This is a genomic window from Mycobacteroides abscessus ATCC 19977 (genome assembly GCF_000069185.1).
Taxonomy (GTDB): Bacteria; Actinomycetota; Actinomycetes; order Mycobacteriales; family Mycobacteriaceae; genus Mycobacterium; species Mycobacterium abscessus.
Genome location: NC_010397.1, coordinates 352,482 through 377,118, shown reverse-complemented (window position 1 = coordinate 377,118; position 24,637 = coordinate 352,482). Strand labels below are relative to the sequence as shown.

Sequence of the window (24,637 nt, the reverse complement as noted above, 5' to 3'; positions counted from 1 at the left end):
CCCCGAAACGCCGAATAGCCCTCCGCGCGCGGAGGGCTATTCGCTACCGACTGGCTACTTCCAGGGCTCGATGCTGTCGCGCACCAGGTCGATGCTCCACGGCCCGTCGGTCTCGGCGGTGTCGGTGACCGACCAGCCCTTGAGCCGCTGGATCGAACCGCCCGTGACCTTGAAGACCTGCCCGGTCCACGGGTTCTTCTCGGTACTCAGGTATGCCACCAGCGGGGATATGTTCGCGGGGCTGAACATATCGAACGCCCCCTCCTCCACCGGAGCCGCGAAGATGGCACCCATACCGGGGGTCGCCAGCGTGAGGCGGGTGCGGGCAACCGGCGCAATGGCATTCACCTTGACGCCGTAGCGCTCCAGTTCGGCGGCCGCGACACAGGACAGGGCCGCGATGCCCGCCTTGGCGGCACCATAGTTGCCCTGGCCCGGGTTCGGCAGCGTCACACCGGAGTCCGATGCCGTGTTCACCACGGTGGCCTTGATATCGGCGCCGGCCTTGGCCTGCCCCTTCCAGTATTCGGCGGCGTGGCGTAGCACCGCGAAATGCCCCTTGAGGTGGACCTGGATAACCGCGTCCCACTGTTCTTCCTCAAGGCCGGCGATGAAACCGTCACGGAGGATGCCCGCGTTGTTCACCACGGCATCCAGCTGCCCGAAGGTCTCGACGGCCTGGTTCACCAGGTTCGAGGCGCCGGCCCACGTGGAGATGTTGTCGGTATTCGCAACGGCTTTGCCTCCCGCCGCGGTGATCTCGTCCACCACTTCCTGTGCGGGCCCGGCATCCGAGCCGGAGCCGTCATTGGCGCCACCGAGGTCGTTGACGACCACCGAAGCACCTTCCTTGGCGAAGAGCAGGGCGTGCTCACGACCGATGCCGCGCCCGGCACCGGTGATGACCGCCACCCGCCCGTCAAGTTGTCCCATGATGTATTTCCCTCTCCTTATGCGATGTCTCAGCTGCGATGTCTCAGGCGATAACGGCGTGGCCGTTTTTGATGACGAGGTCCTCGCCGACGTTGGTCTCGTACGAGAAGGTGCCTGCCGCACCGTTGGTCCAGAAATTGGTGGTGATGTCCTGCCCCGGCAGCACCGGCTTGGCAAAGCGCACCGCGAGCTCTTTGAGGCGTTCGGTACGCGAGTCGGCCAGCTCCGTCAGCGCAGCCCATGAGGTAAATGCCATGGTGCACAACCCATGCGCGATGATGCCCGGCAATCCGGCCGCCACCGCGGCGTCGTTGTCGAGGTGAATCGGCATCGGATCGCCGGCTGCCGGCCCGTACCGGAAAGTCTGGTCGTCATCGACGTGCTGAGTCAACGACGCGGTGGGCGAGTTGACCTTGACCGCCTCGTCCAGCACGAAAGTCGGGCCCAGTTCGCCGCGCGTCTCACCCACGTCGTACTTGCGGAAGAAGAACGTGACGTACTGCTCGTTGACCAGATCGCCAGCAGCATCCCGCGTTTCGGCATACACCGTGCCGCGAGTCCCGTTCTCCATGCCCTCGTAGCCGGTCATCTTCGACTTGGCCACCAGGGTGTCGCCCGGCTTGATGGGCCGGTGGAACTTGAAGAACTGCTCGCCGTGCACCACACGCGGAATCAGCTGGTAGGGAACGACACTCATGGTGGTACCGACGAGGGACTGGAAGATGGGCACGATCGCGAAGACCGGAGCTGCCACTTGTCCCTTGCGGTGTTCTTCGATCGGGTCGTTGGTGGCTTCGGCGTAGGCGATCAGGCGGTCCTTGTCGACCTCGATGGTCTCCTCGGCGCCCCACTGATCCAGGCCGTCGTTGTTGAAGGGGTACTGGGTATCAGCCATTATCTGCCAGCCTCTTTCAGCGATTAGCCGGCTTGTAGGCGGTAACCACGCAGGCACCGCCGAGGCCGAGGTTGTGCTGCAGCGCCACGCCAGTCTTCTGGGACGCACTGGCCACCTGACGCTTGTCGGCATCGCCGCGCAGCTGCCAGGTGAGTTCGGCGCACTGCGCCAGCCCCGTCGCACCCAATGGGTGTCCCTTGGAGATCAAGCCACCCGAGGGGTTGACAACCCAACGGCCGCCGTAGGTGGTGTCGCCGTTGTCGACCAGCTTGCCGCCTTCGCCCTCGGCACACAGCCCAAGCGCCTCGTAGGTGATCAGCTCGTTGGCCGAGAAGCAGTCGTGCAGCTCGATGACATCGACGTCATCGGCCGAAATCTGAGCCTGCTCATACACTTTCTGCGCCGCAAGCTTGGCCATATCGAATCCGACCAGGGTGATCGCCGACTTGGACTCCAGGGTTCCCGGGATATCGGTGGTCATGGCCTGACCGACGATTTCCACCGCACGGTCACCGAGCCCGTTCTGCTCGACGAATCGCTCCGAGGCCAAGATGGCGGCACCCGAACCGTCGGAGGTGGGCGAGCACTGCAGCTTGGTCAACGGGGCGTAGATCTCCTTGGCATCCAAGATGTCCTGGAGCGTGTACTCCTCCTGGAACTGGGCATAGGGGTTGTTCACCGAATGCTTGTGGTTCTTGTAGCCGATCTTGGCGAAGTGCTCGGCGGTGGTGCCGTACTTCTGCATGTGCTCACGCCCGGCCGCGCCGAACATCCAGGGCGCGGGCGGGAAAGCGAAATCGAACACCCCGGCGAGCGCCTCGATGTGTCGCTGCATCGGCTGCTCGCGGTCGGTGAAGGTGGCACCCAACGAGCCGGGCTGCATCTTCTCGAAACCAAGCGCCAGGGTGACGTCGGCGAGCCCGCCACGAATCGCCTGCGCGGCGTTGTACAGCGCGGTCGAACCCGTCGAACAGTTGTTGTTGACGTTGGTGACCGGGATACCGGTCATGCCGAGCTCATACACCGCCCGCTGGCCGGAGGTGGACTCCCCCGCGCAGTACCCGACATAGGCGGCTTCCACCTTGCCGTAATCGATGCCGGCGTCGGTCAGTGCATTGGTGCCCGACTCCTTGGCCATGGCCGGGTAGTCCCAGCCCTCACGTCGTCCGGGTTTCTCGAATTTCGTCATCCCGACGCCGATGACGTAGACCTTTTCCAAAACCTTTGACGATCCCTTTGGGGGCATGGTTACAAGCTCCTTTTGCACACACTTCGATGGGGGCTTCGCCAACGTAACATACGTTCTATCCTGAATGTAAGGGTCCAGTACAAATGTATTGTCCGTGCCTCGAAGGGTGCGCGCGCCGGACGATGTCCTTGATGAATGCCCGTCAAACACGACCGGAACGGCGGCCACATTTACCTGCAGTGCGGTTTGTTTCTATGCTTCGGGCGAGGGTGCGCGAAGTCGCAGCTCCAGCATGTGCTTAGCGCGCGACCAGCGGCGGTCGCGGGTTTCCTGGGATGCGGTCAGGCTGCTGACAAGCAGGCCACGAATGATGTCCATGGCGAGCAGGCCGAGGTCACGCCGCTCTTTCGGCGAGCCCACGTCATCGTCGCCGAGCACGTTGAGCGCCGACAGGTTGTGCAGCACTATCTTTTCGAACTGGTCCAGATGCACACGTAGATCCGGCTCGGTCCGTGCCGCGATAAGCAGTTCCACCACCGCGATGAACAACGGTCCCTGGTGAATCCGCCACAGCACGTCGAGATACCGCTCGATCGGATCCGCCGATTGATCCATGGCCATCAGCTCTTCGAGCACCGCCTGGGTGCGCTTGAACGCGAGGTGGCGCACCGATTCAGCCATCAGCTCCGACTTGGACTGGAAGTGGTGAATCAGGGCCCCGCGCGTCGCCCCGGCGCGACTCGCGATGCGCGACGTGGTGGTGCCGGAGTAGCCGAACTCGACCAAGCAGTCGATGGTCGCCTCAAGCAACCGCGCCCGCATCGCTGCCGAACGCTCCTCCTGGGTGCGTCGCGGCGTGGGCATGCCCACATTGCACCACAGTCAGGAGAGTCGACAGGTGGCTATCGGCCGGTGACCTGATGGAAGATCTGGGCCGCCTGTGCCTCGTACTTGGCATAGGCGTCGGGGAAGGCGGAACGCTGAACTGACTGCGCGGCTTGGGCAACGCTCATGTCCTGCCAGCCCGACACCTTGACCAGCTGGTCGTAGAACTTACCGGCCGACTTCGTCGGATCCATCAAATCTGCTGTCGCACCCCAACTTTGGCGCTGCTGGAAGGGCCCGACGGAGTCATGGTCATGTCCCACACCGTCATTGGGGAACATCATCGAGTCGGGTACCGAGGAGTTCGCGAGACTGCGCAGACCCGATTCTGTCAGTGCGGTGGCCAGGGCGATTTGAATAGCCTCGGGCGAGAGCCCGCGGCGCAGGCCTTCCTCGATGATCTTGCGAGCCACTTCCATCTGACCGGCGTCGAGATTCATGAACACCGATGGGCCCGACGGGCGCAGCGACGGGGCACCGGTATTGGAGTAGCTGCCATCGGGCACGCTGTGACCTCCACCTCCACCTCCACCATGGCCACCACCGAAACCGCCACCGTGGCCGCCCCCACTGCCACCGCCGAAACCTCCGCCGCTGAATCCACCGCTACCGGCCTTCATGGAACCGCTTGCCGCGCCTCCGCTGCTGGCAGGCATGAATGCCGCGGGCTGGGTGCTGGCTGAGTTGTGCTCCGCATCGACACTCGCCGAGGCCTTACGCAGATCGTTCGACGAGGTGCGATCGGCTTCTTCCAGTGATTTCAGCGCCTGCCGGATTGCGTCGGTCAACCGCCGGGCCTCCGCCTGCAGCTCCCTGTTGCCCTCGGGCGCGGTGACGGTGCCGTCGTCGGCAACGTGCAGCCCCTTGGAGGTTGCCTCATCCACCAGCAACATCACCTTGTCGCGCGCCGCAGTAAGCGCCGAGTGCCCGCCACGAACGGCCTCGGCGACATTGCTGATCGCGAACGAGAGCCGGTTGGTCGAGGACTGTTCGTTCGACGCCTGGTCGTAGGCGGATTGGAAGGCCTTGCCCTTCCAGAAGGACTCGGCCGAGTCCAGGTCCCGGACCACTCCGTCAATGGACAGATCCAGGTTCTTGCTGGCGTCTTCGATGGCTTTGGCGGCCGCGTCCAGATTGGCGACGTCCCACGCGCGCAGCTGCGAAATTGTCGGTCTCACAGCCGGACCTCCCCGGCCCTGGTTACCTGACGACCGTTGATGGCATCCTGGGTCGTCAACGAACCCGAGCTGTTCTGAACAAAGTTCGAGATGCTCTCGATGCGCGCGGACGCCCCGCCCCCGGCGCGCTTGAGGGCCGCGCTAACCGCGCGCAGCACCTCGGCGAACTCGGTGCCCGCCACGGCGTTGGCCGCCGCCTCGAAGTCGACCTCGGGAAATGCGTCCTTGGCGCGTCCTGCTACCCGGCTGGCCAACCGCGCCATCTCGGCACCGTTGGCCTTCATGGTGTCGTTCATAGATACCTCCCCAAGGAACCGGTCCTGCGCGCACGTGACGGCGCGGTTCATCGCCGGAATGTGCCTCTGATCAGATACGACGGCGCTACTGCTGATTCGGTTCCATGTTTTTCAACCTTTTTTCGGCTAATCCTCGAGGCCGGGTGCGAGCAAACCACCCGGTGCACGCCGCCGGTTGGGGAAGAATATGACCATGGGCGACGAAGTGGCGCGCACCCAGTTCACCGGTGAGCACCGCCGGGCCTATCGCACCAAGGTGCAGAACTGTCTGGACGTGTTCGAGACGATGCTCGCCGAGTCCCGGTTTGACTTCGAGCGGCCGTTGACCGGCTTGGAAATCGAGTTCAACCTCGTAGACGGCAATTATCAGCCCGCGATGACGAACACCGAGGTACTCGCCTCGATCGCCGACCCCGCCTTTCAAACGGAGCTGGGCGCCTACAACATCGAGATGAATGTGCCGCCCCGCGCCCTGCCGGGTTCGGCGGCCCTCGAACTTGAGGAGGACGTGCGGGCCAGCCTCAACGCCGCCGAGCAGCGGGCCGGTGAGCGCGGCGCGCATATCGTGATGATCGGGATCCTGCCGACGGTGATGCCCGAAAATCTCGATGGCGCATGGATGAGCCCCTCCTCCCGGTATCGGGCACTGAACGATGCCGTGTTCTCCGCCCGCGGTGAGGACATGCAAATCGACATCGCCGGCACGGAGCGGCTCAGCGTCAGGTCACCGTCCATAGCCCCGGAATCGGCGTGCACCAGCATTCAGCTGCACCTGCAGGTGGCGCCCGACGACTTTGCCGCCAATTGGAATGCCGCCCAGGCACTGGCGGGGCCGCAGCTGGCGCTGGCTGCCAACTCTCCGTTCTTCTTCGGCAAGTCCTTGTGGGCCGAGACGCGTATCGAGCTTTTCACCCAATCCACCGACACCCGGCCACAGGAGCTCAAGGTGCAGGGAGTACGGCCGCGGGTGTGGTTCGGCGAGCGCTGGATCACCTCGATCTTCGACCTCTTCGAAGAGAACGTCCTCTATTTCCCGTCGCTGCTACCCGAGATCTCCGACGAGGACCCTGTCGCCGAACTCGCGGCCGGGCGGGCGCCCCGGCTTCAGGAGCTGCGGCTGCACAACGGAACCGTCTATCGGTGGAACCGGCCGATCTACGACGTGGTCAACGGCACCCCGCATCTGCGTGTGGAAAATCGGGTGCTACCCGCCGGGCCATCGGTGATCGATGTGATGGCCAATGCCGCGTTCTATTACGGCGCGCTGCGGTCGCTGTCCGAGGATGACCGCCCGGTGTGGACAAAGATGACTTTCAGTGCCGCACATGACAATTTCCTGTCAGGAGCGCGGCACGGCACGTCGGCCAAGCTCTACTGGCCCGGAGTTGGTGAGATCACCGCCGACGAATTGACGCTGCGATACCTGCTGCCGATGGCTCATGAGGGGTTGCGGCGCTGGGGAGTGGCGCCGCAAGTGCGTGACCGCTATCTCGGCGTCATCGAGGCACGTGCGAAGTCGGGCATCAACGGCGCCGCGTGGCAGACGCGGACGGTCAGCGCATTGGAGAGGCGCGGACTGAACCGCAAACAAGCTCTCACCGAGATGCTCCGGAAGTATTGCGCGCACATGCATTCCAACGAACCGGTACACACCTGGGAGCTGATCTAACAACGCGAATGTAACCCCACGCAGACATTTCGGCCAGATCCTCTGCGTGCCGTCACACTCGACGAGCTGAGGCAAGCACCCCTGCCAGCAGTTCCAGCTCCTCGTCGGTCCCATCGACGTGCGGACTGACCCGCAGCACCGGCTTGGTCATCTCGAACGGTGCACGTACCATCTCGGCCCCCGTGGTCACGATCGCGTGTTCCTCGATAAGACGCGCCCGCACGGCAATAACGTCGATGTCCCCGACGGGCTCCAGCGTGGTGATGGCGCTGGGCTCGTCGACGGATTCGATGACGCGCCAATCCTTCAACTCCCCCAGTATCTTTCGGGCCGCTCGTCCGCGTTCGGCCAAAGCCCCCTGAATCTGCCCCGGGCCCGCGGCCAAATGCTGGCCGACCGCGACCGACAATCCCACCCAGCCCGCGACATGCGCCTCGACATGGCCCGCCCACTGCGGAAGCAGGTGCTCAAGAACAGGATTGACCGCAAGCACACCGACCCCGCGCGGACCCGCCAACCATTTACGCGACGGTGCATACATGGCATCCGCCCCATACGTGCAGTCGATATGCCCCAGGGCCTGTGCGGCGTCGACGACGACGGGCACCCCGGCCGCGCGCGCCAGCGCCACCACCTCGGCGGCAGGCTGTACGGTGCCGCGGTGGCTGCCCACGACGGTGAGATGCAGCAGGTCGATCTTCTCGTGCCGAAGAAACACCTCGATCCCGTCGACATCGGCCCGGCCATCCCCGTCGACCGGCAGCCACACCGGGGTGAATCCAAAGTGGTTCATGATCATCAGATTCGGACCGAATTCCCCCGGCAGGCAGGCAACTACCCGCCCGGAATCGGCGGGCCAGGCCTGCAACAGTGTACGCAGTGCGTCGGCCGCTCCGGTGGTGAACTGCACGTGAGCCTCGGGCATACCCGTCAGCTGACGGACCGCGGCACGCCCCGCCTCCAGAACCGGTGTCGCCGCCTCCTGCGCGACGTATCCGCCGATCTGCGCCTCATGCTCGGCGTGCTGGGCCACCGCACGAAGAGTCTCGATACTCTGGCGCGAGCAGGCAGCCGAATCGAGGTGTACACCCAGCACCGGCGGACGGGCGTGCCGCCACCGGTCGCGCAGGCTCATTCCTTCACCGCAAGCGACAGCCCGAAATCATCGGCATCGTCGGTCCACCAATGTGTCTGTCGCAGGCCCGCGGCGGCCAGTTCGCGCGCCACACCCTCGCGCCGGAACTTACAGGACACCTCGGTCAGCATCATCTCCCCCGCCTCGAAATCTACCGACAAATCCAGAGCTTCGATGGTGATCCGCTGATCGCGTACCGAGCGCAACCACATCTCCATCCGTTCTTCGTCGCCGTTCCACCGCGCCACATGATCGAACGCGTCCAGATCAAAGTCGGCGTCCAGTTCGCGGTTGATCACCGCCAGCACGTTTCGGTTGAAGGCGGCGGTCACACCCGCGCTGTCGTCGTAGGCGCGTACCAGCCGCTCCGCGTCCTTGACCAAATCCGTTCCCAACAGCAGCATCTCACCGGATTGCAGTGTCGCCGCGACGTCCGCCAGGAAGCGCGCCCGTGGTTCTGCAGTCAGATTCCCTATCGTCGATCCGAGAAAAGCCACCAGGCGCCGCCCCTCCCGCGGTATGCGCGCGAGATCCTTCTCGAAGTCGCCGCAGACAGCCCGCACACTCATCCCCGGATACTCCGCGACCAACGCATCACCCGCCGCCCTCAATACCCCGGAATCCACATCGAACGGTATGAACGTGTTGGGGTCCAACGCATCCAGCAGCATCCGCGTCTTCTCGGAGGTGCCGCTGCCCAGCTCGACCAGGGTGTCGGCACCGCACGCCGCCGCGATATCTGCGGCGTGGGCGCGCAGCAGCCCCGCCTCGGTCCGCGTCGGATAGTACTCCGGGAGGCGGGTGATCTCGTCGAACAGATCGCTACCTGCCTCGTCATAAAACCATTTAGGAGGAAGCGATTTCGCCTTCGCGGTCAAACCCTGCCGCACGTCGCGCCGCAGCGCCGCTGCGGCCGCACCGGAGGCCAGGTGATTCTCGAGAGTCATGGGGGGCAACGGAGTCATAATCCTTCTATTTCCACCTTCCCATCGCGCACCCGCACCAGTCGCCGGTCCGGGATGTCGACCCAGGACGGGTCGTCGTCGTACGGTTCGCTAGCCACCACGACACCGTCGGCAGCCTCCAGAATCGACAGGGTGTCACCCCATGTCGTGGCCACCAACTCATTTCCGTTGGCCGCCAAGATATTCAATCGTGCGCCCGGGTCCGCGGCGCCGATCTGCCGCACCGTCTCCCCCAGATTTTGCACACCCGAGGCGAATATCCGCGCCGCCAGGATCGCACTGTCCACCACCGATTCGGCACCGAACGCCTCGCCGACCGCACCCCGATCGACTATTCCATTGTGCGACAGGAGCCATGTCCCATCCGTGAAAGGCGCCGCCGCCGTCTCCTCGATGGGCATTCCCACGCTGGCGGACCGGACCGCGGCCACTACACATCCGCTCCGCAGTACCGGTGCCACCGAGGCGAAGGACGCATCGCCCCACAGCGGCCGTGCGCTACGCCACCGGCGAGACGCACCTTCGGCGAAGAATCCGGCGCCCCAACCGTCTGCATTCACCAGTCCGTGTTTCTGGCGTCGTGGTGAATATGACTGCACCACAAGCCCATGCGGGGGCTCAAGCATGAGCGAAGACAACGAACGCGGCGCGCCCAGCCAGCCTAGATGACGGCACATGCTAGATATCCCAGGCCAGACGAAGACCACTGAAGATCTGGCGCCGGACCGGGTGATCCCAATTCCGGAAGCTGGGCCGCATGATCTCGCGCGCCACTGCCCATGAACCCCCGCGCAGCACACGGTAGTCACCGTCAAAAAACGGTTCGCTGTATTGCTGATAGATCATCGGGGTGAATCCAGGCCACGGCCGCAGCGGGGACGTCGTCCACTCCCACACATCGCCGAGCATCTGTTCAGCACCATAGGCCGATGCGGACTCCGGATACGCACCTACCGGCGCCGGCCCCAGCGCACCGCCGCCGAGATTGGCCCGATCACGGGCCGGGGCCTCCGCACCCCACGGAAACCGCCGTCGTGCACCGATTTCCGGATCCCACACGCACGCCTTCTCCCACTCGGCCTCTGTCGGCAACCGGGCCCCGGCCCAGGATGCGTAGGCCTGCGCCTCGTGAAAGGTGACATGTTGTACCGGTTCGTCGGGCACGATCTGTAGCTCGCGCCCGAAACGGGTGAGCGTGCCGCCTTGGTTCCAGAACTTGGGCGCCGTCAGTGCTTCGGCACACCGATGCGCCCACCCGATCTCGGTCCAAAGTTCCTGACGGCGATATCCGCCGTCTGCCATGAATGCCAACCACTCGGCATTGGTTACCGGGACCGTGCCGATGCGGAAACCCCTGAGATGCACCACATGTGCCGGCCGTTCGTTGTCCAGCGAGAACGGCTCGTCAACGGCGTCGACGCCCAGCACGAACGGCCCCTCCGGTACCAGCACCGAGGTTCCCGCGACACCGGGCCGCCCCGGCGGCACCGGGTCGACGGCCTCCAGCAGCGCGGCCCCATGGCGAATCGATAAGGCCTGCATCATAGTTTCGTCATGTTGGTGTTCATGGCTCAGCACCATCGCGTACACGAACTCTTCTGCCCGGGCCGAACCGTCGGAAGGCAGCGCCTCAAGCCTGTCCAAGACCCGGCCCCGTACCTCATGACAGAAGGCGCGCGCCTGCGCCGGCGACAACAGCGGTAGCTGCACTCTGCTGGCCCGGGTATGACGGAATGCGTCATACAGAGACTCGATCTCACCGGGCAGCATCCCCGGCCTGCGGGGATCTCCGCCGCGCAGCAGCCACAGCTCTTCTTGCTGCCCGATATGCGCCAAGTCCCACACCAACGGACTCATCAGCGGGTCGTATTGGCGATGCAACTCGGCGTCGTCGTGGTCGGTAATCGTCAGCGTCCGCATCCGCGCCGCCTCAAGGTCGCGCGCCAACTCATCACGACTCATCCGATTGCCCCCGAAAAGGCCTTCTCCACACCGTATTCTGTGACATTGTCGATGAAATCATCTGCCGGACATCGACCTTGCTCGACTCGTTCGAGCAAGAACTCCATGTCGGTGGCCAACTCGGGCGGCGCCACCGCGCACGCGGCCGACACCAGTCTGTGCGCGGCGGCGTGCAGGGCAGGATCCTCCAGGCCGATTCGTGCGGCCACGCCCCATGCGTTGCCCACCGGTTCTGCTATCTCCGCCGCAATATCCGCGACCTGCGGATCATCCAACGCGGCGACCGCCGTAAACGCCAGGGCGGGCCACCACCAGTCCGGTGCGGCGTCCAGATAGCGCAGTTCCAACCAGCGGCGCGGCCGTACCGGGGGAAACAATGTGGTCAGGTGGTAGTCGAGGTCTTCGGTCGTCGGGGCGCGTCCCGCAAGCGGCATAGTCCCGTCGACCCAGGATTGGAAGGGCACACGGGTGACAACCGCGTCGGCGCCATCCTTGTTTCGCACCAACATAACCGGCGCCCGCAGGGCATATTCGACCCAGGATTCGGTGGGGTCGACACCGATCTCGACGGGGGCGCAGCGCCGCGGATCCAAGTTGTCCCAGATCCATTGCCGGGTGTTCCGGCGACCGGTAGGGCGACCGGTGAGCATCGGTGAGGATGCCGATAGCGCCGCCATCGTCGGACCGATCCGCTGCGCCAGGACAAACCTGTCCCGCCACTGGCGCGGAGTCCCGGATTGCACATTGACCTGCAGTGACGCCGTGCAGGTCATCATCTGCAGCGCGGTCTCGCCATATCCGGCGGCGCCGAAATGCCTCTCCATCGCCACATACCGGGCTCCGGGATTCACGCGCTCGGGTCTGCGCAGCGGGTCGGTGCCCAAACTGGCGAGCGCGATCCCGGCACCGCGATACACCGCGGTCAAGATCTCGTGGTCGGCCCGCATCGAGGAGATGGCGGACCAGACGTCGGAACATGGGGGGCCGGAGAGCTCGACGGCACCGCCGGGCTCAAAGGTAATCGCACTGGACCCGGGCAGGTCAGGAACCGAGTCCCCGACCTCACGCAACCGGTTCCAGGTGATTCTGCGGTGCGGAGCAGTCAGCTCGACGGTATGAGATTCCAGCTCCAGACCCACCGCACCGACCTGCGCGTCGGCGAAGGCCTGCCGAGCGATGTGCTCGGCAGCCTCGTCGTGCCCCGACAGGGTTCGGCCTGTGTCAGCCTCCGTCGCCGTGGTGGCCATCTCTCCAATGTTCCATAGGCCACCGACAAGTTGCTCTACTTCGGCTGGAGCCGGGCCCCACCGTCGATGCGAATTGTCTCGGCGTTCATGTAGCTGTTGGTGACCAGCTCCAGAGCCAGCGAGGCGAATTCTTCGGGGTTACCCAGGCGCTGCGGGTACAGCACGTTCGGTGCCAGCCGGTCCTTGAACTGTTGCGCGGACTCGCCCTCACCGTAGATCGGGGTATCGATGAGACCGGGTGCGATGGTGTTCACACGAATGCCGACAACCGACAGATCGCGGGCAATCGGCAGGGTCATGCCGACGATGCCGCCCTTGGACGCCGAGTAGGCGGCCTGCCCGATCTGGCCGTCGAAGGCCGCCACGGATGCGGTGTTGACGATGGCGCCACGCTCGCCGAACTCATCGACCGGCTCTTCCTGGCTGATCGCGGTGGCCGCCAGCCGGATCAGGTTGAACGACCCGATCAAGTTGATGCCGATGACCTTGGAGAAGATGTCCAGCGAGTGCGCCGAGGCGTACTGGCCGTCCTTGCCGATGGTGCGGCCGGGCCAGCCGACGCCCGCGCAGTTGATGAGGACGCGCACCGGGCCGAGCTCCTTGGCGGCGTCGACGGCAGCAATACCGTCGGCCTCGCTGGTGACGTCGGTGTGCACGAAGGCGCCACCGAGTTCCTTGGCCAGAGCCTCACCCTTTTCGTCCTGGACGTCGGCGATGACGACCTTGGCGCCCTGTGCGGCGAGCAGGCGAGCAGTTGCGGCACCAAGACCTGAGGCGCCACCCGTGACGATTGCAGACACACCATTGATATCCATGAGCCGCACCATAACCGATCGGTTGGTTGGGAGCTGGAGGGCCCATAGGCTTTGTATCCGTGACCGATGACCGACTCGCCATCCAAGATCTCGTCGCCCGCTATGCCACTGCGGCCGATGACCGCGACGTCGATGCTCTGGTCGCCCTGTTTTCCGCGGATGCCGAGTTGGTGCGGCCGCCCGCCCTGCTCCGCACGGGCGATTCGGCAGTTGTGCGGGGCAGCGTGACCATCGCGGATTCGATTGTCGCGGCGCTCAAGCCGCTATACGCGACGTACCATCTCATCGGGCAACACACGGTGAGCATCGACAGCGATACCGCGGCAGGAAAGGTGTACTGCATGGCGCATCACATCTACCTCCGCGGCAAGGAGTACCGCGACAACACCATGGCGGTGCGGTACCTCGACAACTACCAGCGCGGGCCGACGGGTTGGGTCTTCACCCGCCGCGAACCGGTGGTGGTCTTCAGCGAGGACCGCCCAGTTCGAGTCGGGTAGCGCACCCGGCCATCTCCTCGAGAACCGCCTCCAGGGTGGTGGCACGTCGAGAGGCCGAGAGCAGCATCCGCCCGGCTCCCGCGTGCGCGGCCTGATCCAGCGCCGCCTGGTCCACTCGGTGCAGGCCATGGCCCAGTACCAGGTCGAGGCCCCGCGGATCGCGTCCCGCATCCACGGCGGCCGCCCGCATCACGCCCACCGCGGCGGTCAGATCGTCGCCAACCAGTCCCAGCGGCTGAAATCCGCTACCCAGGCGCCCGGCCCGTCGTGCCGCCGCCTTGCTGTGCCCGCCGATGTAGAGCGGAACACCCTGTGGTCGAACCGGTTTGGGATAGGAATAGGCGTTCCGGAAGCTGTAGAACTCCCCGTCGTGACTAGTGGGGCCATCGGTGGACCACAGCGCGCGCATCACCGCGATGGCTTCGTCGGCTGCGCGGCCCCGGCGGTCAAAATCACCGCCGCACGCCTCGATCTCCTCACGCATCCATCCGACGCCCGCGCAGATCCGCAACCGCCCGCGACTGAGCCGGTCCAGGGTGGCCAGACGTTTGGCCAGCACCACGGGGTGGTGATCGGGTAGCACCAGTACGCCGGTGGATAATCCCAGGGTGGTAGTAGCGGCCGCGACAAAGGACAGCAGCTCCAACGGATCGGGGATATCAATGTCGTCGGGTAGATGCGACTGTCCGGTCGGCGAATAGGGATACGTGCTCTGCGTATCTCCGATGACAACCGCGTGCTCCACCACGGAGATCTCACTGAACCCCAGCCGCTCTGCGGCACGCGCGAATTCGAGGATCTTGTCGGGCTCCGCGGTTACCCCGAGCTCCACCGGAGCCACGACACCGATCTTCACAAGCAGCCTCCTGACATCAGGTGTCACCATAGGATCTCGCAAATGAGCCTGATCACCGACCTCCGGTCGACGTCGCGTTTGGGCGTGATGGTGGCCGTGACCGCCGCGGCAGTCGGGGTCATCTACGGGTACGACTCCTCCAATATCGCGGGTGCGCTGCTGTTCCTCACCGAAGACCTGCACCTTTCCACCCACGATCAGCAGGTGGCCGCCACCGCGGTGGTGATCGGAGAGATCTTTGGCGCCCTCATCGGCGGGCCACTGTCCAACAAGATCGGCCGCAAGCGATCAATGGTTTTGGTGGCGGCAACGTTTGGCATCTTCTCGTTGCTTTCGGCTCTCGCTGTCGACCTGAACACCCTTGCGGCCGCACGGTTTCTACTCGGTCTGACGGTGGGTGTCTCGGTTGTGGTGGTACCCGTCTTCGTCGCCGAGTCCTCCCCCACCAAGATCCGTGGCTCGATGCTGGTGCTGTATCAGCTGGCCTGTGTGACCGGAATCATTGCCGGCTACCTCATCGCCTGGGCGTTGTCATCCACCGGCAGTTGGCGGCTGATGCTGGGTCTGGCCGCCGTACCGGCGGCGCTGGTGCTCATTGCGCTGCTCAAGCTCCCCGATACCGCCCGCTGGTACATGATGCGCGGTGACCGGGCGCGCGCACGTGAGGTCCTGAGCATGGTCGATCGGGATGTCGACATCGACCATGAGTTGGACGAGATCGCCGAGGCACTGCGGGCCGAGGGCGGCGGGTCGGTGCGGGCCCGGTTGCGGGAGATGGTCACCGCGCCCTACCGCAGAGCAACATTTTTCGTTGTTGGCCTTGGATTCTTCATCCAGATCACGGGTATCAACGCCGTTGTCTACTACGGACCACGGATCTTTGAGGCCATGGGCATGTCGGGATACTTCGCCAAGCTAGGCCTCCCTGCGCTTGTCCAGGTAGCGGCGCTGCTCGCGGTTTTCATATCCATGTCGAGCATCGACCGGATGGGCCGTCGGCCCATCCTCATGATCGGAATCGGCATCATGATCGTGGCCGACGCGCTGCTGGTGGGCGTCTTCGCCGTGGGCGGATCCTCGTTCGGTGGACTGCTGACATTCCTCGGGTTCCTGGGCATCGTGCTCATCGCGGTGGGCTTCACCTTTGGCTTCGGGTCTCTGGTGTGGGTGTACGCCGGTGAGAGCTTCCCCGCGCGGCTGCGCTCTTACGGTGCCAGCGCCATGCTGACATCTGATTTGGTGGCCAACGCCGTTGTCTCCATGTACTTCCTGACATTGCTAACCGCTCTCGGCGGCGTGGTCGCTTTCGGTGTGTTCGGAGTGCTCGCGACGGCGGCTCTGGTGTTCGTACACGTGCTGGCCCCGGAAACGAAGGGGCGCAACCTTGAGGAAATCAGGCACTTCTGGGAAAGCGGGGGCACGTGGCCCGAGACGTGAAGTTCGGCGTCACGGTGGGGATCGACATCGGCGGGTCCAAGACCCGCGCCGTGGCCGTCGCGGGTGGCAGGGTGATCGGGGATGCACTGGCCGGCAGCGCCAACCTACAGTCGGTCACCGAAGAGCAGGCGAAAGCAGTCTTTACCGATATCTTTTCCCGGCTGAATCGCAGCGATATCTCTCGTGTGAGCGCCGGATCCGCCGGTGTGGATACCGCGGAGGGCGCCCAAACCCTGATCCGGCTGCTGCGACCGTATGCGCCCGATGCCGAGATCACGGCCGTGCACGACACCCAATTGGTCCTGGCCGCGGGCGGCCTGACGGCCGGCATCGCGGTGATATCCGGCACCGGATCGGTGGCCTGGGGTAAACGTGCCGACGGCGCCGTGGCACGCGTCGGGGGTTGGGGATACCTCCTCGGGGACGACGGCAGTGGCTACGGTGTTTCCAGATCTGCTGTCCGACACGCACTTTCTCTATCCGACCGGGGCGATGCGCCGGATGCGCTGTCCCGGAAATTCGCCGCGGAATGCGGCGTCACCGAACCCGCACAACTACTCGACCATTTCTACGCCCACTCCGAGCGGCGGTATTGGGCCAAGATGGCGGGGCTTGTTTTCGATCTCGCCGCCACCGGTGACAAGGCCGCTCAGGTGATCACTAGGCAAACAGCCATCGACTTGGCCGCCCTGATCGAAGGTGTCTGTCTACGATTGGGGCCCGGGCTGCCGGTGGTGCTCGGCGGTGGTCTGTTGGTCAACCAACCCGGACTGGTCGCCGATATCATCGAACGCACAAGAACCTCCGGTGTTTCGGATGTTGCTGTGCTGCAACGTGAACCGGTATTCGGAGCACTGGCCCTGGCCGGGGTCGATGTCGAGGGATTGGAGAGCGCATGACCGCGGGCACGCACATGGCCGACGAGATTCGCCAACAGCCAACCGTATGGGGGCGGCTACTTTCCGACGGGCGTTCCGCGATAGCGGAGGTAGCGGCGAAGATCGTCGAGTACAGCCCCCGGTTCGTGCTCTTCGTCGCACGGGGAACCAGCGACCACGCCGCGTTGTACGGAAAGTACCTCACCGAGATCATCTGGCAGCTCCCCGCGGGCCTGGCCTCGCCGTCGACCATGACGACCTACGGTGCACGGCCGGATCTTTCGGGCGTGCTGGTCATCGGGGTCAGCCAATCCGGCGGCTCACCGGATCTGGTCCAGACGCTCACGGTGGCGCGCCAGCAAGGCGCGTGCACAGTGGCGGTAACCAACGCCGCGCGCTCCCCGTTGGCGACAGCAGCCGAACACCACATAGACGTACTGGCCGGACCCGAACTCGCTGTCGCGGCCACCAAGTCGTACACCGCGCAGCTCTTGGCGCTGTATCTGCTGCTCACCGACGTGGCCGGTCGCGACAATACAGCGGCCGCGCTGCTCCCCGAGCGTGGCGAAGAAATTCTGCACAGCGCCGTCGTCCAACAGCTGGCGACTCGCTACCGATTCGCCTCACGCTTGGTCACCACCGGACGCGGCTACTCCTATCCGACTGCCCGCGAGGCTGCCCTCAAGCTGATGGAGACCAGTTACCTTTCCGCTCAAGCGTTCTCAGGGGCTGATCTGCTGCACGGGCCGCTGGCAATGGTCGACCATCAGGTGCCGGTGATCGCCATCGTGCCCGACGGCGTCGGTGGCCGGGCCATGAACGACGTGCTGCACAGGCTGGCCGGACGTGGGGCCGACGTCTGTTGCATCGGCTCGGCGGACGCGGTGGCGGCGACGGGCCTGGGCGTGACGCTGGAACCCACGCTTGAGGAGCTCTCACCCATGCTGGCCATCATTCCGTTGCAACTGCTGGCCATGCAGCTGGCGATCGGCCGCGGCGAAAACCCGGATGTGCCAAGAGGTTTGTCCAAGGTAACCGAGACACTGTGAAATGTCCGTGACCGCTCCCGGATTTTTCGATATGCACGTACACGGCGGGGGCGGCGCATCATTCGGACGCGACGCCGAGGCCAATCTGGTTGCCGCCACCTGGCACCGATCACACGGCACCGATGGCTTGCTGGCCAGTCTGGTCACCCTGGCTCCCGATGACCTGCTCCGTGCCGTGCGTGTGCTCGCCGAGATGACCGGAGCAGAGGGTATCGCCGGAATTCATCTCGAAGGCCCCTGGCTGTCCCCACAATATGCCGGGGCACACGACCCGCGGCTGCTTCGCGAACCGGACCTTGGCGAGCTGGAACGGCTGCTCGACGCCGGGGGTGGGCACATCAAGATGGTCACCATCGCACCCGAGCTGCCGGGCGCGATATCGGCGATCGAAATGCTCTCGGGGCGGGGAGTGGTGGCCGCCGTGGGGCATACCAATGCCACCTATGAGCAGACACAACAGGCGATTTCGGCAGGGGCAACCGTGGCCACCCACCTGTTCAATGCCATGCGGCCGATCCACCACCGCGAGCCGGGCCCCATCCCCGCACTTCTGGAGAGCCCGGACGTGACCATCGAGCTGATCGCCGACGGGGTGCACATCCATCCCGCGATCTACCGCACGGTGCTGGCCGCGGTCGGCCCCGACCGGATCGCTCTTGTCACCGATGCGATGTGCGCGGCTGGGATGCCCGACGGGGCCTACCAGCTGGGCGACCTCCCGGTTACCGTCGCCGGCGGTGAAGCACGGCTGCCCAACGGCACGATCGCGGGCAGCACCGCGAGCATGGCGGATCTACACCGGTTCGCGGCGGCGCAGGCAGGAACCGATATCGCCACCCGTCAAACATCCGTGAACCCCCGGCGCGCGGTGGGTTGCTAGGCGGCGTCGTAGCGGGGGCCGATGATCTTCGCGATCCCCAGCAGACGTTGGTAGCTTTCGGGTCCGGCCGAGCATGCGCGCAGGTCGGTGGCGGTGTTCCGGACTCTGGCCAGCAGCCGGGAGCAGGACATACGCGCACCATCGTTCGTGATCATCACGTAGGAACCAACTACCGCGTCGTCATCCCGATGCAATGACCCGATCGCGTACCTCCACTGGGCGGAATCGTGCACGGTGTGCTTCGAACACTTCAACCACATGTCCATCTCCGTGGACGCGAAGTCGCGGGCCTCATCGTCCGTGGGGAAAACAGCGATGCTCTGGGCAAGCTGGACGTTCCAGGGAGCGCTGTCCTGTAGGTACTGCTGGTGCGCGGCCATGTATGGCCCGCGGTCGTAGGTGGCCACCGACGGCAGCACCACGCTGCCACAGTCCGGCCTGTCCGTCGTGAGGGCCGAGAGCGCGTTGAACCGATCAACCACCGGAAAGCCCGTCTTCATCACCGAGGACGCCTCATCCGGTGTGACCATCAGATCGTCGATCGCGGCGGGCGGTATCGGCGAGCCTTGCTCAGCCAAAGCAGGTGCGGCACAAGCCAATGCCGCCGACAGCACGATCGTCATTGCCGACATTCTCATGGCCTATGCCTCCCACACCCGCGGACCCACGATCTTCATCAATTCGAACGCCCGCTCCCCGTCACTCTTGGAAACCGTTGAACACGTGCGGATATCGATGGCAACATTGCGTTCGCCGAGCAGCACATGCTGGCAGAAGGCGTACGCCGAATCGTTCCTTCCGTAGCTGACAGCCAGCACATTGTCGACCTGGGTGATGTCCCGGATGTCCACCGTTGCTTGCAACACGGAGCCGTCGACCGCCTGCTCGGAGACATTGATCGTCTGGTTTTCGCACGTGCGCCAACGATCGGCCTCACTGCGCGTGAAGCCGCGGGCTTCTTGGTCGGTGCTGAAGACCGCCACGCTTTGATCAACCAGGGTGAACCAGCCCGGGTGATCCCAGAGCGCCTGCGAGTGGGCTGCCATGTAGGGCGACCGGTCGTAGCTCGACACCGAGGCCAACACGACGCTCCCACAGTCCGGCCGATCGGTGTCCAAGGCGAAGGTGGCGCTCTGCCGTTGCACATTGGGCAGCCCGGCGCCCATCACCCGCTCAGCTTCCCGCTGACTGAACATGAGGCGGTCGATGGCCGCGGGCGGCACGTTGGACGAAGGGTCGGCGGTGGCGGTGGCCGGGGTCATGACACCCAGCGCCACCGACAATGCCCCCATCACCGATCGCATACCTTCCCCCTCGCCCCCTCGCCCCCTCGCATCGGCCCTCCGATTCCTGTGTATTGAACCCTAGGACGTCACACGGCGCAGCTCGTTGGCCAGCTCCGTGGCATCGGGCGGCTGTGCCCCGGGGCGGGTGCAGGTGATGGCCGCGGCCACCGCCGCACGACGCAGAGCCTCGGGCAGATCGAGCCGATGCCGATAGAACCCGTCAAGGAAGGCGCCGGTGTAAGTGTCACCGGCGCCGACGGTGTCGACGACACTGACCTTGTGGGCGGCGATACGCAGGGGCGACGGTTCACCCCTGCGGAAGGCCAGCGATCCCGCCGCACCGCAGGTGATCACCGCGATCTCGATGCGCGGGTACGCATCGAGCCAAGCGTTTACCGCGTCCCGCACCGATACACCCGGATATAGGAACTCCAAGTCGTCGGTGCTGGCGCGTGCCACACGCGCCACGGAGAGCCACGGAACGATCCGTGCGGCATAGGTCTGCCGGTGCGAGATGAGCGCGGGGCGAACGTTCACATCGAATGTGAGCGGGATGTCCGCGTAGTGCCGGGCGATCCACGCGCGCAGTTCGTCACGTTCACGCCAGAGCACGCTGGCGATCGAACCCGCCCAGATTGCCACCGGAGTCCGCACCGGATCTGGAAACGATTGGATCGCAACATCATTGGAAGTTCCCTGCCAATAGAACAGGTAACGGGCGGCTCCGTGTTCGTCGACGTCGGCAACGGCCAATGTCGTCGGAACGTCATGGCGCATCACCAATGACTCATCGACTCCCGCCGCGGCAAGGTCCTGCACGCACCGACTACCGAACGCGTCGTGGGACACATGGGTGAGCAGAGCGGTCGGCGCACCCAGCTTCGCCGCCGCGATCGCGGTGTTATACGGACCGCCACCGGGTACCGGGCGCCGCAACCCGCCGGCAACCGGGACCAGATCGACGAGCGTCTCGCCACAGACAAGGATGCCGCCTCCATCGGCCACCCGTCCGAGGCTACCCGAGACCAGTTTGGTGACAGCGCCTTCCGTATGGCTATGCCCGGGCCACGCGGGGCAGCAGCCCTAGGATGAGATCGAGGGCGCGGCTGCCGTCCCGTTCCGCGCAAGCCCGCACGTCGATAGCCACATTTCGCAACGGCGCCAGCGCGTGCTGGCAATATATGACTCCACCGAAATCCGTCGGCCACGTGTAGCCGACCACCAGAACCTCCTGGACCTGGACGATCTTGCGGAGCTGCACCCACTCGCGACGCGTGCTTCCGTCGGGTTGCGGCAAGAGCGACGTGACTCGCTGGTTCTCGCAAGCGCGCCAGCGATCGGCCTCGGCGAGCGCGAAGTCCGTGGCATCCGACCACTCGGGAAAAATCACCATGCTCTGGTCGACCAGCCGCGTCCAGTTGGGGCTGTCGATCAATGACCGGTACCGCCCGGACAGATAATTGGACGATTCATAGCTCGCGCCCGACGCGAGTACCACGCTGCCGCATTCGGGCCTGTCGGTCCGATCCGATACCAACGCGGCCCAATCTCCGGCCACGTACATGCCGGCCCCCATGACGGGTGCCACGTCCCCGGGCTCGAGCATCAGGCTGGACAACGCCTCTGTCTGCACAGGCAGCTCATCTGGATTCGCCGAGGCGGTGCCCGCGGACGCCACTGTCATCGCCAGCACGCAAAGGTACGACGCCACCCCCAAAACAGTCCTCATAACTGCAGGAGCCTAGATGAGGGCTTCCGGGGGACACACGGATTGCCAAGAAGTGCTCTATCGCACTGTCTTTCGGCGGAATCCCCCAGATAAAACTCGGTGGCCGGCTTACAAATCGGCGTTTAGGCTGCCACCCGTGTCACAGTCCCGAATCGATGACGTTGTCGCAGGCGCCCTGACGTGGACCGAGGTGGACCTCGTCAACATCGACGATTCGTCTTCCCGGCCACTACGGGATGCGCTGGAGGAGTTCGGGATCAGGGTGCATTACCACCCGGTCGGACAACCCCGCCACATCGTCACTGCGCTAGGAAGCGACCGAACTGTCGCCCCATTTGTGGTCCTTGGCTGCCACGGCGACGAAGGCCGGATCCTGCTCCCCGAGCTCGGCGAGCCGATCGCCTCCGATCAGCCGTTCAATGGATTACTGGGTCCTGACGAAGTACGCCGGCACCTACGGCTTCCCGGGAGTTTCGTGGTTTCCATCGGATGTGAAACAGGGAGACCCGAACTCGCGGAAGCATTCCTGGACGCAGGTGCGGTCGGCTACTTCGCGCCGCAAGAAGCACCCGATGGGCATGTCGCATTTCTCGTTGCGCTGCTGTTCTTCTACGAGCTGACCGGGGGCATGGCCGCGGTGGAGGCCGCACAGCGGGCGCGTAGATATGACGCCGCCACACACATGTGGCGGCTGTGGTCCCGCTAGTCGGGTAAGCCCCGCACCCATGCCGCACCGGTGTTGACACCCCGCCTCGAATATTGTTCTATGCGAATGTATGCATTAATAGAGAGGATGCCCCATGGCTGTGGCAGCACTCGCCCTGTACGTGGTCTTCATCGCCGCAGGATTCGGCTGGAAGAGCTACCGGCAGTGGCGCACGACCGGATCCACCGGCTTCCGCGGATTCCACGGCCGCCCTGGTTCACGCGAATGGCTGGCAGGCGTGGGATTCAGCGCGGCAATAGCGATGGCACTGCTCGCACCCTTGGCTCAATTGTCCGGGGTCGCCGCTGCCCTTGCCGCCCTTGACAACCGACCAACCCAGGCGGCCGGAACCGTGCTCGCGGTGGGCGGAATCATCGCGACGGTCTGGGCGCAACGAGCAATGGGCGAATCCTGGCGGGTGGGCGTCGATACCCGAGAGACCACCGCACTGGTGAGTACCGGCGTCTTCGGCTGGGTGCGGAACCCGATCTTCACCGCGATGTTGACATTCGCTGCCGGGTCCGCGCTGATGACACCTAACCCGCTGGCCCTCAGCGGATTTGCACTCTTGGTGGCATCCATCGAGCTGCAGGTACGCGACGTCGAGGAGCCCTATCTATTAGCGGCGCACGGCACCACCTATCGCGAATACGGAGCGCGAGTTGGACGTTTCATACCCGGGATCGGCAGGTTCAACGTCCAGGGTTGATAAGACCGCCGCCGCGCGTGGTGGCCAGCTCATACGCCGACTCCGCGTGCTCGGCGTCATCGAGCCCATCCGACTCGTGCTGCGGATGCGACCGGATACCCAGGGAATGACGTAAGCCCAGGCCGATGAGTCCGGTGACCGCGACCGAGTAGACAAGCACCGTGACGACGCCGACAAGCTGCAACCAGAACTGATGCAGCCCGCCACCGTACAGCAGCCCGTTGACACCAGCAGGCGCCGCGGCGCTGCCGACGACGCCGATCATCAACGTGCCGACCACGCCACCCACCAGGTGCACGCCCACTACGTCGAGCGAATCGTCATATCCCAAACGGTATTTCAGCTCGATGGCAAGTGAGCTGACGGCACCGGTCACGGCACCGATAATCAGCGCACCGATCGGGGTGACCGCCGCGCACGAGGGAGTGATGGCCACCAGGCCCGCGACCACACCCGATGCGGCGCCAAACGAGGTCGGCTTGCCATGCCGGACCTTCTCCACCAACAGCCAGCTGGCCATCGATATCGCCCCCGCCCCAAGGGTGTTGGCAATGACAAGCGCTGCGGTGCCGTCGGCCGCCAACGCCGATCCGGCGTTGAAGCCGAACCAGCCGAACCACAACAGCCCGGCTCCCAGCATGACGGCGGGCAGGTTATGCGGGCGCATCGCCTCACGCGGCCACCCGCGCCGCTTACCCAGGACAATGGCCAGCGCCAAGCCCGCAGCACCCGAGTTGATCTCCACCGCGGTGCCACCGGCGAAATCGAGCACACCGAGGTTGGCAAGCCATCCGCCCTTGTCCGCAGTGGTGCCTTCGACCGCGAATATCCAGTGCGCGACCGGGAAATACACCAGCGTGGCCCACAACGCGGTGAAGGCTATCCACGGCAGGAAGCGCATACGGTCGGCCACTGCGCCCGCGATGAGCGCTACCGTCACCATCGCGAACCCGGCCTGGAACATGACGAACACCAGCGCCGGGATATTCGTCGGCCCCCACAACGGAACCGAGGGTGCCTTGTAGTCGCCCTCGAACAAATGTTGCAGCCCGGCGAACTGGAACGGATCACCGAGCAGTCCACCGCCGATATCGGTTCCGAACGCCATCGAATATCCGAAGATCACCCAGAGCAGCCACACCACGGCGACGGCCGAAAAGCACATCATCATCATGTTGAGCACGCTCTTGGCGCGCACCATGCCGCCGTAGAAGAAGGCCAGTGCCGGGGTCATCAGGAGCACCAGCGCGGCACTCGTCAACACCCAGGCCGTATTGGCCGCGTCCGGCACTCCCATATGCGGAAACATGCGCTGGCTACTCCCGGCTCGTGCGATTAGGTCAGCGTGAGTGTAGGGAAGCCGCCGCCCGCGTGCGCAGGACCTGATCTAAACTAGAACACGTTCCAGTTTTAGGACGCCCACTGACCCGTTCCCACC

General features: G+C 64.8%; 26 protein-coding genes. 8 read left to right on the top strand and 18 right to left on the bottom strand.

Annotation, left to right across the window (positions count from 1 at the left end; all coding sequences use genetic code 11):
* Positions 1–54: 54 nt before the first annotated feature.
* The 6 genes from MAB_RS02065 to MAB_RS02040 all read right to left on the bottom strand — a co-directional run bounded on the left by MAB_RS02065 (position 55) and on the right by MAB_RS02040 (position 5,376).
* Entirely contained in the window at positions 55–933 is an 879-nt protein-coding gene (locus tag MAB_RS02065) for an SDR family oxidoreductase (protein ID WP_005083569.1), read from the bottom strand.
* 43 nt (positions 934–976) lie between these two features.
* The gene (locus MAB_RS02060) at positions 977–1,828 is read right to left on the bottom strand and encodes a MaoC/PaaZ C-terminal domain-containing protein (protein WP_005083571.1); all 852 of its coding nucleotides are present in this window, start codon (positions 1,826–1,828) and stop codon (positions 977–979) included.
* Between the two features lie 16 nt (positions 1,829–1,844).
* Positions 1,845–3,047 (bottom strand): lipid-transfer protein, encoded by a 1,203-nt coding sequence (locus tag MAB_RS02055; protein WP_005092086.1) that lies wholly within the window; start codon positions 3,045–3,047, stop codon positions 1,845–1,847.
* A gap of 222 nt (positions 3,048–3,269) precedes the next feature.
* Complete coding sequence (locus tag MAB_RS02050) at positions 3,270–3,881, bottom strand: TetR/AcrR family transcriptional regulator (RefSeq protein ID WP_005115206.1); 612 nt, start codon at positions 3,879–3,881, stop codon at positions 3,270–3,272.
* 38 nt (positions 3,882–3,919) lie between these two features.
* Positions 3,920–5,080 carry a hypothetical protein gene (locus tag MAB_RS02045; protein ID WP_005092084.1) on the bottom strand — a complete coding sequence of 387 codons (1,161 nt, stop codon included), beginning with the start codon at positions 5,078–5,080 and terminating at the stop codon, positions 3,920–3,922.
* Positions 5,077–5,376 (bottom strand): hypothetical protein, encoded by a 300-nt coding sequence (locus tag MAB_RS02040; RefSeq protein ID WP_005063205.1) that lies wholly within the window; start codon positions 5,374–5,376, stop codon positions 5,077–5,079. The genes MAB_RS02045 and MAB_RS02040 overlap by 4 nt, the downstream gene beginning before the upstream one ends.
* A 193-nt stretch (positions 5,377–5,569) precedes the next feature.
* Here MAB_RS02040 and MAB_RS02035 point away from each other — a divergent pair, with 193 nt between their 5' ends.
* On the top strand, positions 5,570–7,045 hold the full coding sequence (locus MAB_RS02035) for a glutamate-cysteine ligase family protein (protein ID WP_005083578.1): 1,476 nt from the start codon (positions 5,570–5,572) through the stop codon (positions 7,043–7,045).
* A gap of 52 nt (positions 7,046–7,097) precedes the next feature.
* Here the strand turns inward: MAB_RS02035 and egtE are convergent, their stop codons facing one another.
* The 6 genes from egtE to MAB_RS02005 are packed head-to-tail and all read right to left on the bottom strand — an operon-like array spanning position 7,098 to position 13,169.
* Positions 7,098–8,180, bottom strand: a complete 1,083-nt coding sequence (gene egtE, locus MAB_RS02030) for an ergothioneine biosynthesis PLP-dependent enzyme EgtE (RefSeq protein WP_005112999.1) — start codon at positions 8,178–8,180, stop codon at positions 7,098–7,100.
* Entirely contained in the window at positions 8,177–9,127 is a 951-nt protein-coding gene (gene egtD / locus MAB_RS02025) for an L-histidine N(alpha)-methyltransferase (RefSeq protein ID WP_005083580.1), read from the bottom strand. The genes egtE and egtD overlap by 4 nt, the downstream gene beginning before the upstream one ends.
* Positions 9,128–9,141: 14 nt before the next feature.
* Positions 9,142–9,822 carry an ergothioneine biosynthesis protein EgtC gene (egtC, locus tag MAB_RS02020; protein ID WP_005086987.1) on the bottom strand — a complete coding sequence of 227 codons (681 nt, stop codon included), beginning with the start codon at positions 9,820–9,822 and terminating at the stop codon, positions 9,142–9,144.
* 1 nt (position 9,823) lies between these two features.
* Positions 9,824–11,107, bottom strand: coding sequence for an ergothioneine biosynthesis protein EgtB (gene egtB, locus MAB_RS02015; protein WP_005086989.1), 1,284 nt, complete (start codon positions 11,105–11,107; stop codon positions 9,824–9,826).
* Positions 11,104–12,354: an ergothioneine biosynthesis glutamate--cysteine ligase EgtA gene (gene egtA, locus MAB_RS02010; protein WP_005112996.1), complete on the bottom strand. Its 1,251-nt coding sequence runs from the start codon at positions 12,352–12,354 to the stop codon at positions 11,104–11,106. The genes egtB and egtA overlap by 4 nt, the downstream gene beginning before the upstream one ends.
* Before the next feature lie 35 nt (positions 12,355–12,389).
* Complete coding sequence (locus MAB_RS02005) at positions 12,390–13,169, bottom strand: SDR family NAD(P)-dependent oxidoreductase (RefSeq protein ID WP_005063198.1); 780 nt, start codon at positions 13,167–13,169, stop codon at positions 12,390–12,392.
* A 59-nt stretch (positions 13,170–13,228) separates the two neighbouring features.
* Between MAB_RS02005 and MAB_RS02000 the strand changes: the two genes are divergently transcribed.
* On the top strand, positions 13,229–13,669 hold the full coding sequence (locus MAB_RS02000; RefSeq protein ID WP_005112995.1) for a nuclear transport factor 2 family protein: 441 nt from the start codon (positions 13,229–13,231) through the stop codon (positions 13,667–13,669).
* Here the strand turns inward: MAB_RS02000 and MAB_RS01995 are convergent.
* On the bottom strand, positions 13,638–14,525 hold the full coding sequence (locus MAB_RS01995; RefSeq protein WP_005112994.1) for an LLM class F420-dependent oxidoreductase: 888 nt from the start codon (positions 14,523–14,525) through the stop codon (positions 13,638–13,640). The genes MAB_RS02000 and MAB_RS01995 overlap by 32 nt on opposite strands.
* Positions 14,526–14,567: 42 nt before the next feature.
* On the opposite strand from MAB_RS01995, the gene MAB_RS01990 reads away from it, so the two are divergent.
* The 4 genes from MAB_RS01990 to nagA are packed head-to-tail and all read left to right on the top strand — an operon-like array spanning position 14,568 to position 18,769.
* The gene (locus tag MAB_RS01990; protein WP_005112993.1) at positions 14,568–15,962 is read left to right on the top strand and encodes a sugar porter family MFS transporter; all 1,395 of its coding nucleotides are present in this window, start codon (positions 14,568–14,570) and stop codon (positions 15,960–15,962) included.
* The gene (locus MAB_RS01985) at positions 15,947–16,861 is read left to right on the top strand and encodes an N-acetylglucosamine kinase (protein ID WP_005112992.1); all 915 of its coding nucleotides are present in this window, start codon (positions 15,947–15,949) and stop codon (positions 16,859–16,861) included. The genes MAB_RS01990 and MAB_RS01985 overlap by 16 nt, the downstream gene beginning before the upstream one ends.
* A gap of 14 nt (positions 16,862–16,875) precedes the next feature.
* Positions 16,876–17,889 (top strand): SIS domain-containing protein, encoded by a 1,014-nt coding sequence (locus MAB_RS01980; RefSeq protein ID WP_005092074.1) that lies wholly within the window; start codon positions 16,876–16,878, stop codon positions 17,887–17,889.
* Position 17,890: 1 nt separating this feature from the next.
* Positions 17,891–18,769 (top strand): N-acetylglucosamine-6-phosphate deacetylase, encoded by an 879-nt coding sequence (gene nagA, locus MAB_RS01975; RefSeq protein WP_005113857.1) that lies wholly within the window; start codon positions 17,891–17,893, stop codon positions 18,767–18,769.
* Here the strand turns inward: nagA and MAB_RS01970 are convergent.
* The 4 genes from MAB_RS01970 to MAB_RS01955 are packed head-to-tail and all read right to left on the bottom strand — an operon-like array spanning position 18,766 to position 21,766.
* Positions 18,766–19,392, bottom strand: coding sequence for a sensor domain-containing protein (locus MAB_RS01970; RefSeq protein WP_005087004.1), 627 nt, complete (start codon positions 19,390–19,392; stop codon positions 18,766–18,768). The two genes, nagA and MAB_RS01970, sit on opposite strands and share 4 nt — an antisense overlap.
* 18 nt (positions 19,393–19,410) lie before the next feature.
* Complete coding sequence (locus MAB_RS01965) at positions 19,411–20,073, bottom strand: sensor domain-containing protein (protein ID WP_005113855.1); 663 nt, start codon at positions 20,071–20,073, stop codon at positions 19,411–19,413.
* Positions 20,074–20,133: 60 nt separating this feature from the next.
* Positions 20,134–21,060, bottom strand: a complete 927-nt coding sequence (locus tag MAB_RS01960; RefSeq protein WP_005112989.1) for a PfkB family carbohydrate kinase — start codon at positions 21,058–21,060, stop codon at positions 20,134–20,136.
* Positions 21,061–21,109: 49 nt separating this feature from the next.
* Positions 21,110–21,766 carry a sensor domain-containing protein gene (locus MAB_RS01955; RefSeq protein WP_005083595.1) on the bottom strand — a complete coding sequence of 219 codons (657 nt, stop codon included), beginning with the start codon at positions 21,764–21,766 and terminating at the stop codon, positions 21,110–21,112.
* A 154-nt stretch (positions 21,767–21,920) separates the two neighbouring features.
* Here MAB_RS01955 and MAB_RS01950 point away from each other — a divergent pair, with 154 nt between their 5' ends.
* A complete protein-coding gene (locus MAB_RS01950) occupies positions 21,921–22,490 on the top strand; it encodes a hypothetical protein (protein ID WP_005092069.1) in 570 nt (189 codons plus the stop codon).
* 94 nt (positions 22,491–22,584) lie between these two features.
* Positions 22,585–23,199 carry a methyltransferase family protein gene (locus MAB_RS01945; RefSeq protein ID WP_005083597.1) on the top strand — a complete coding sequence of 205 codons (615 nt, stop codon included), beginning with the start codon at positions 22,585–22,587 and terminating at the stop codon, positions 23,197–23,199.
* On the opposite strand, the gene MAB_RS01940 is transcribed toward MAB_RS01945, so the two are convergent.
* On the bottom strand, positions 23,183–24,508 hold the full coding sequence (locus MAB_RS01940) for an ammonium transporter (RefSeq protein WP_005063182.1): 1,326 nt from the start codon (positions 24,506–24,508) through the stop codon (positions 23,183–23,185). The genes MAB_RS01945 and MAB_RS01940 overlap by 17 nt on opposite strands.
* Between the last annotated feature and the right edge of the window lie 129 nt (positions 24,509–24,637).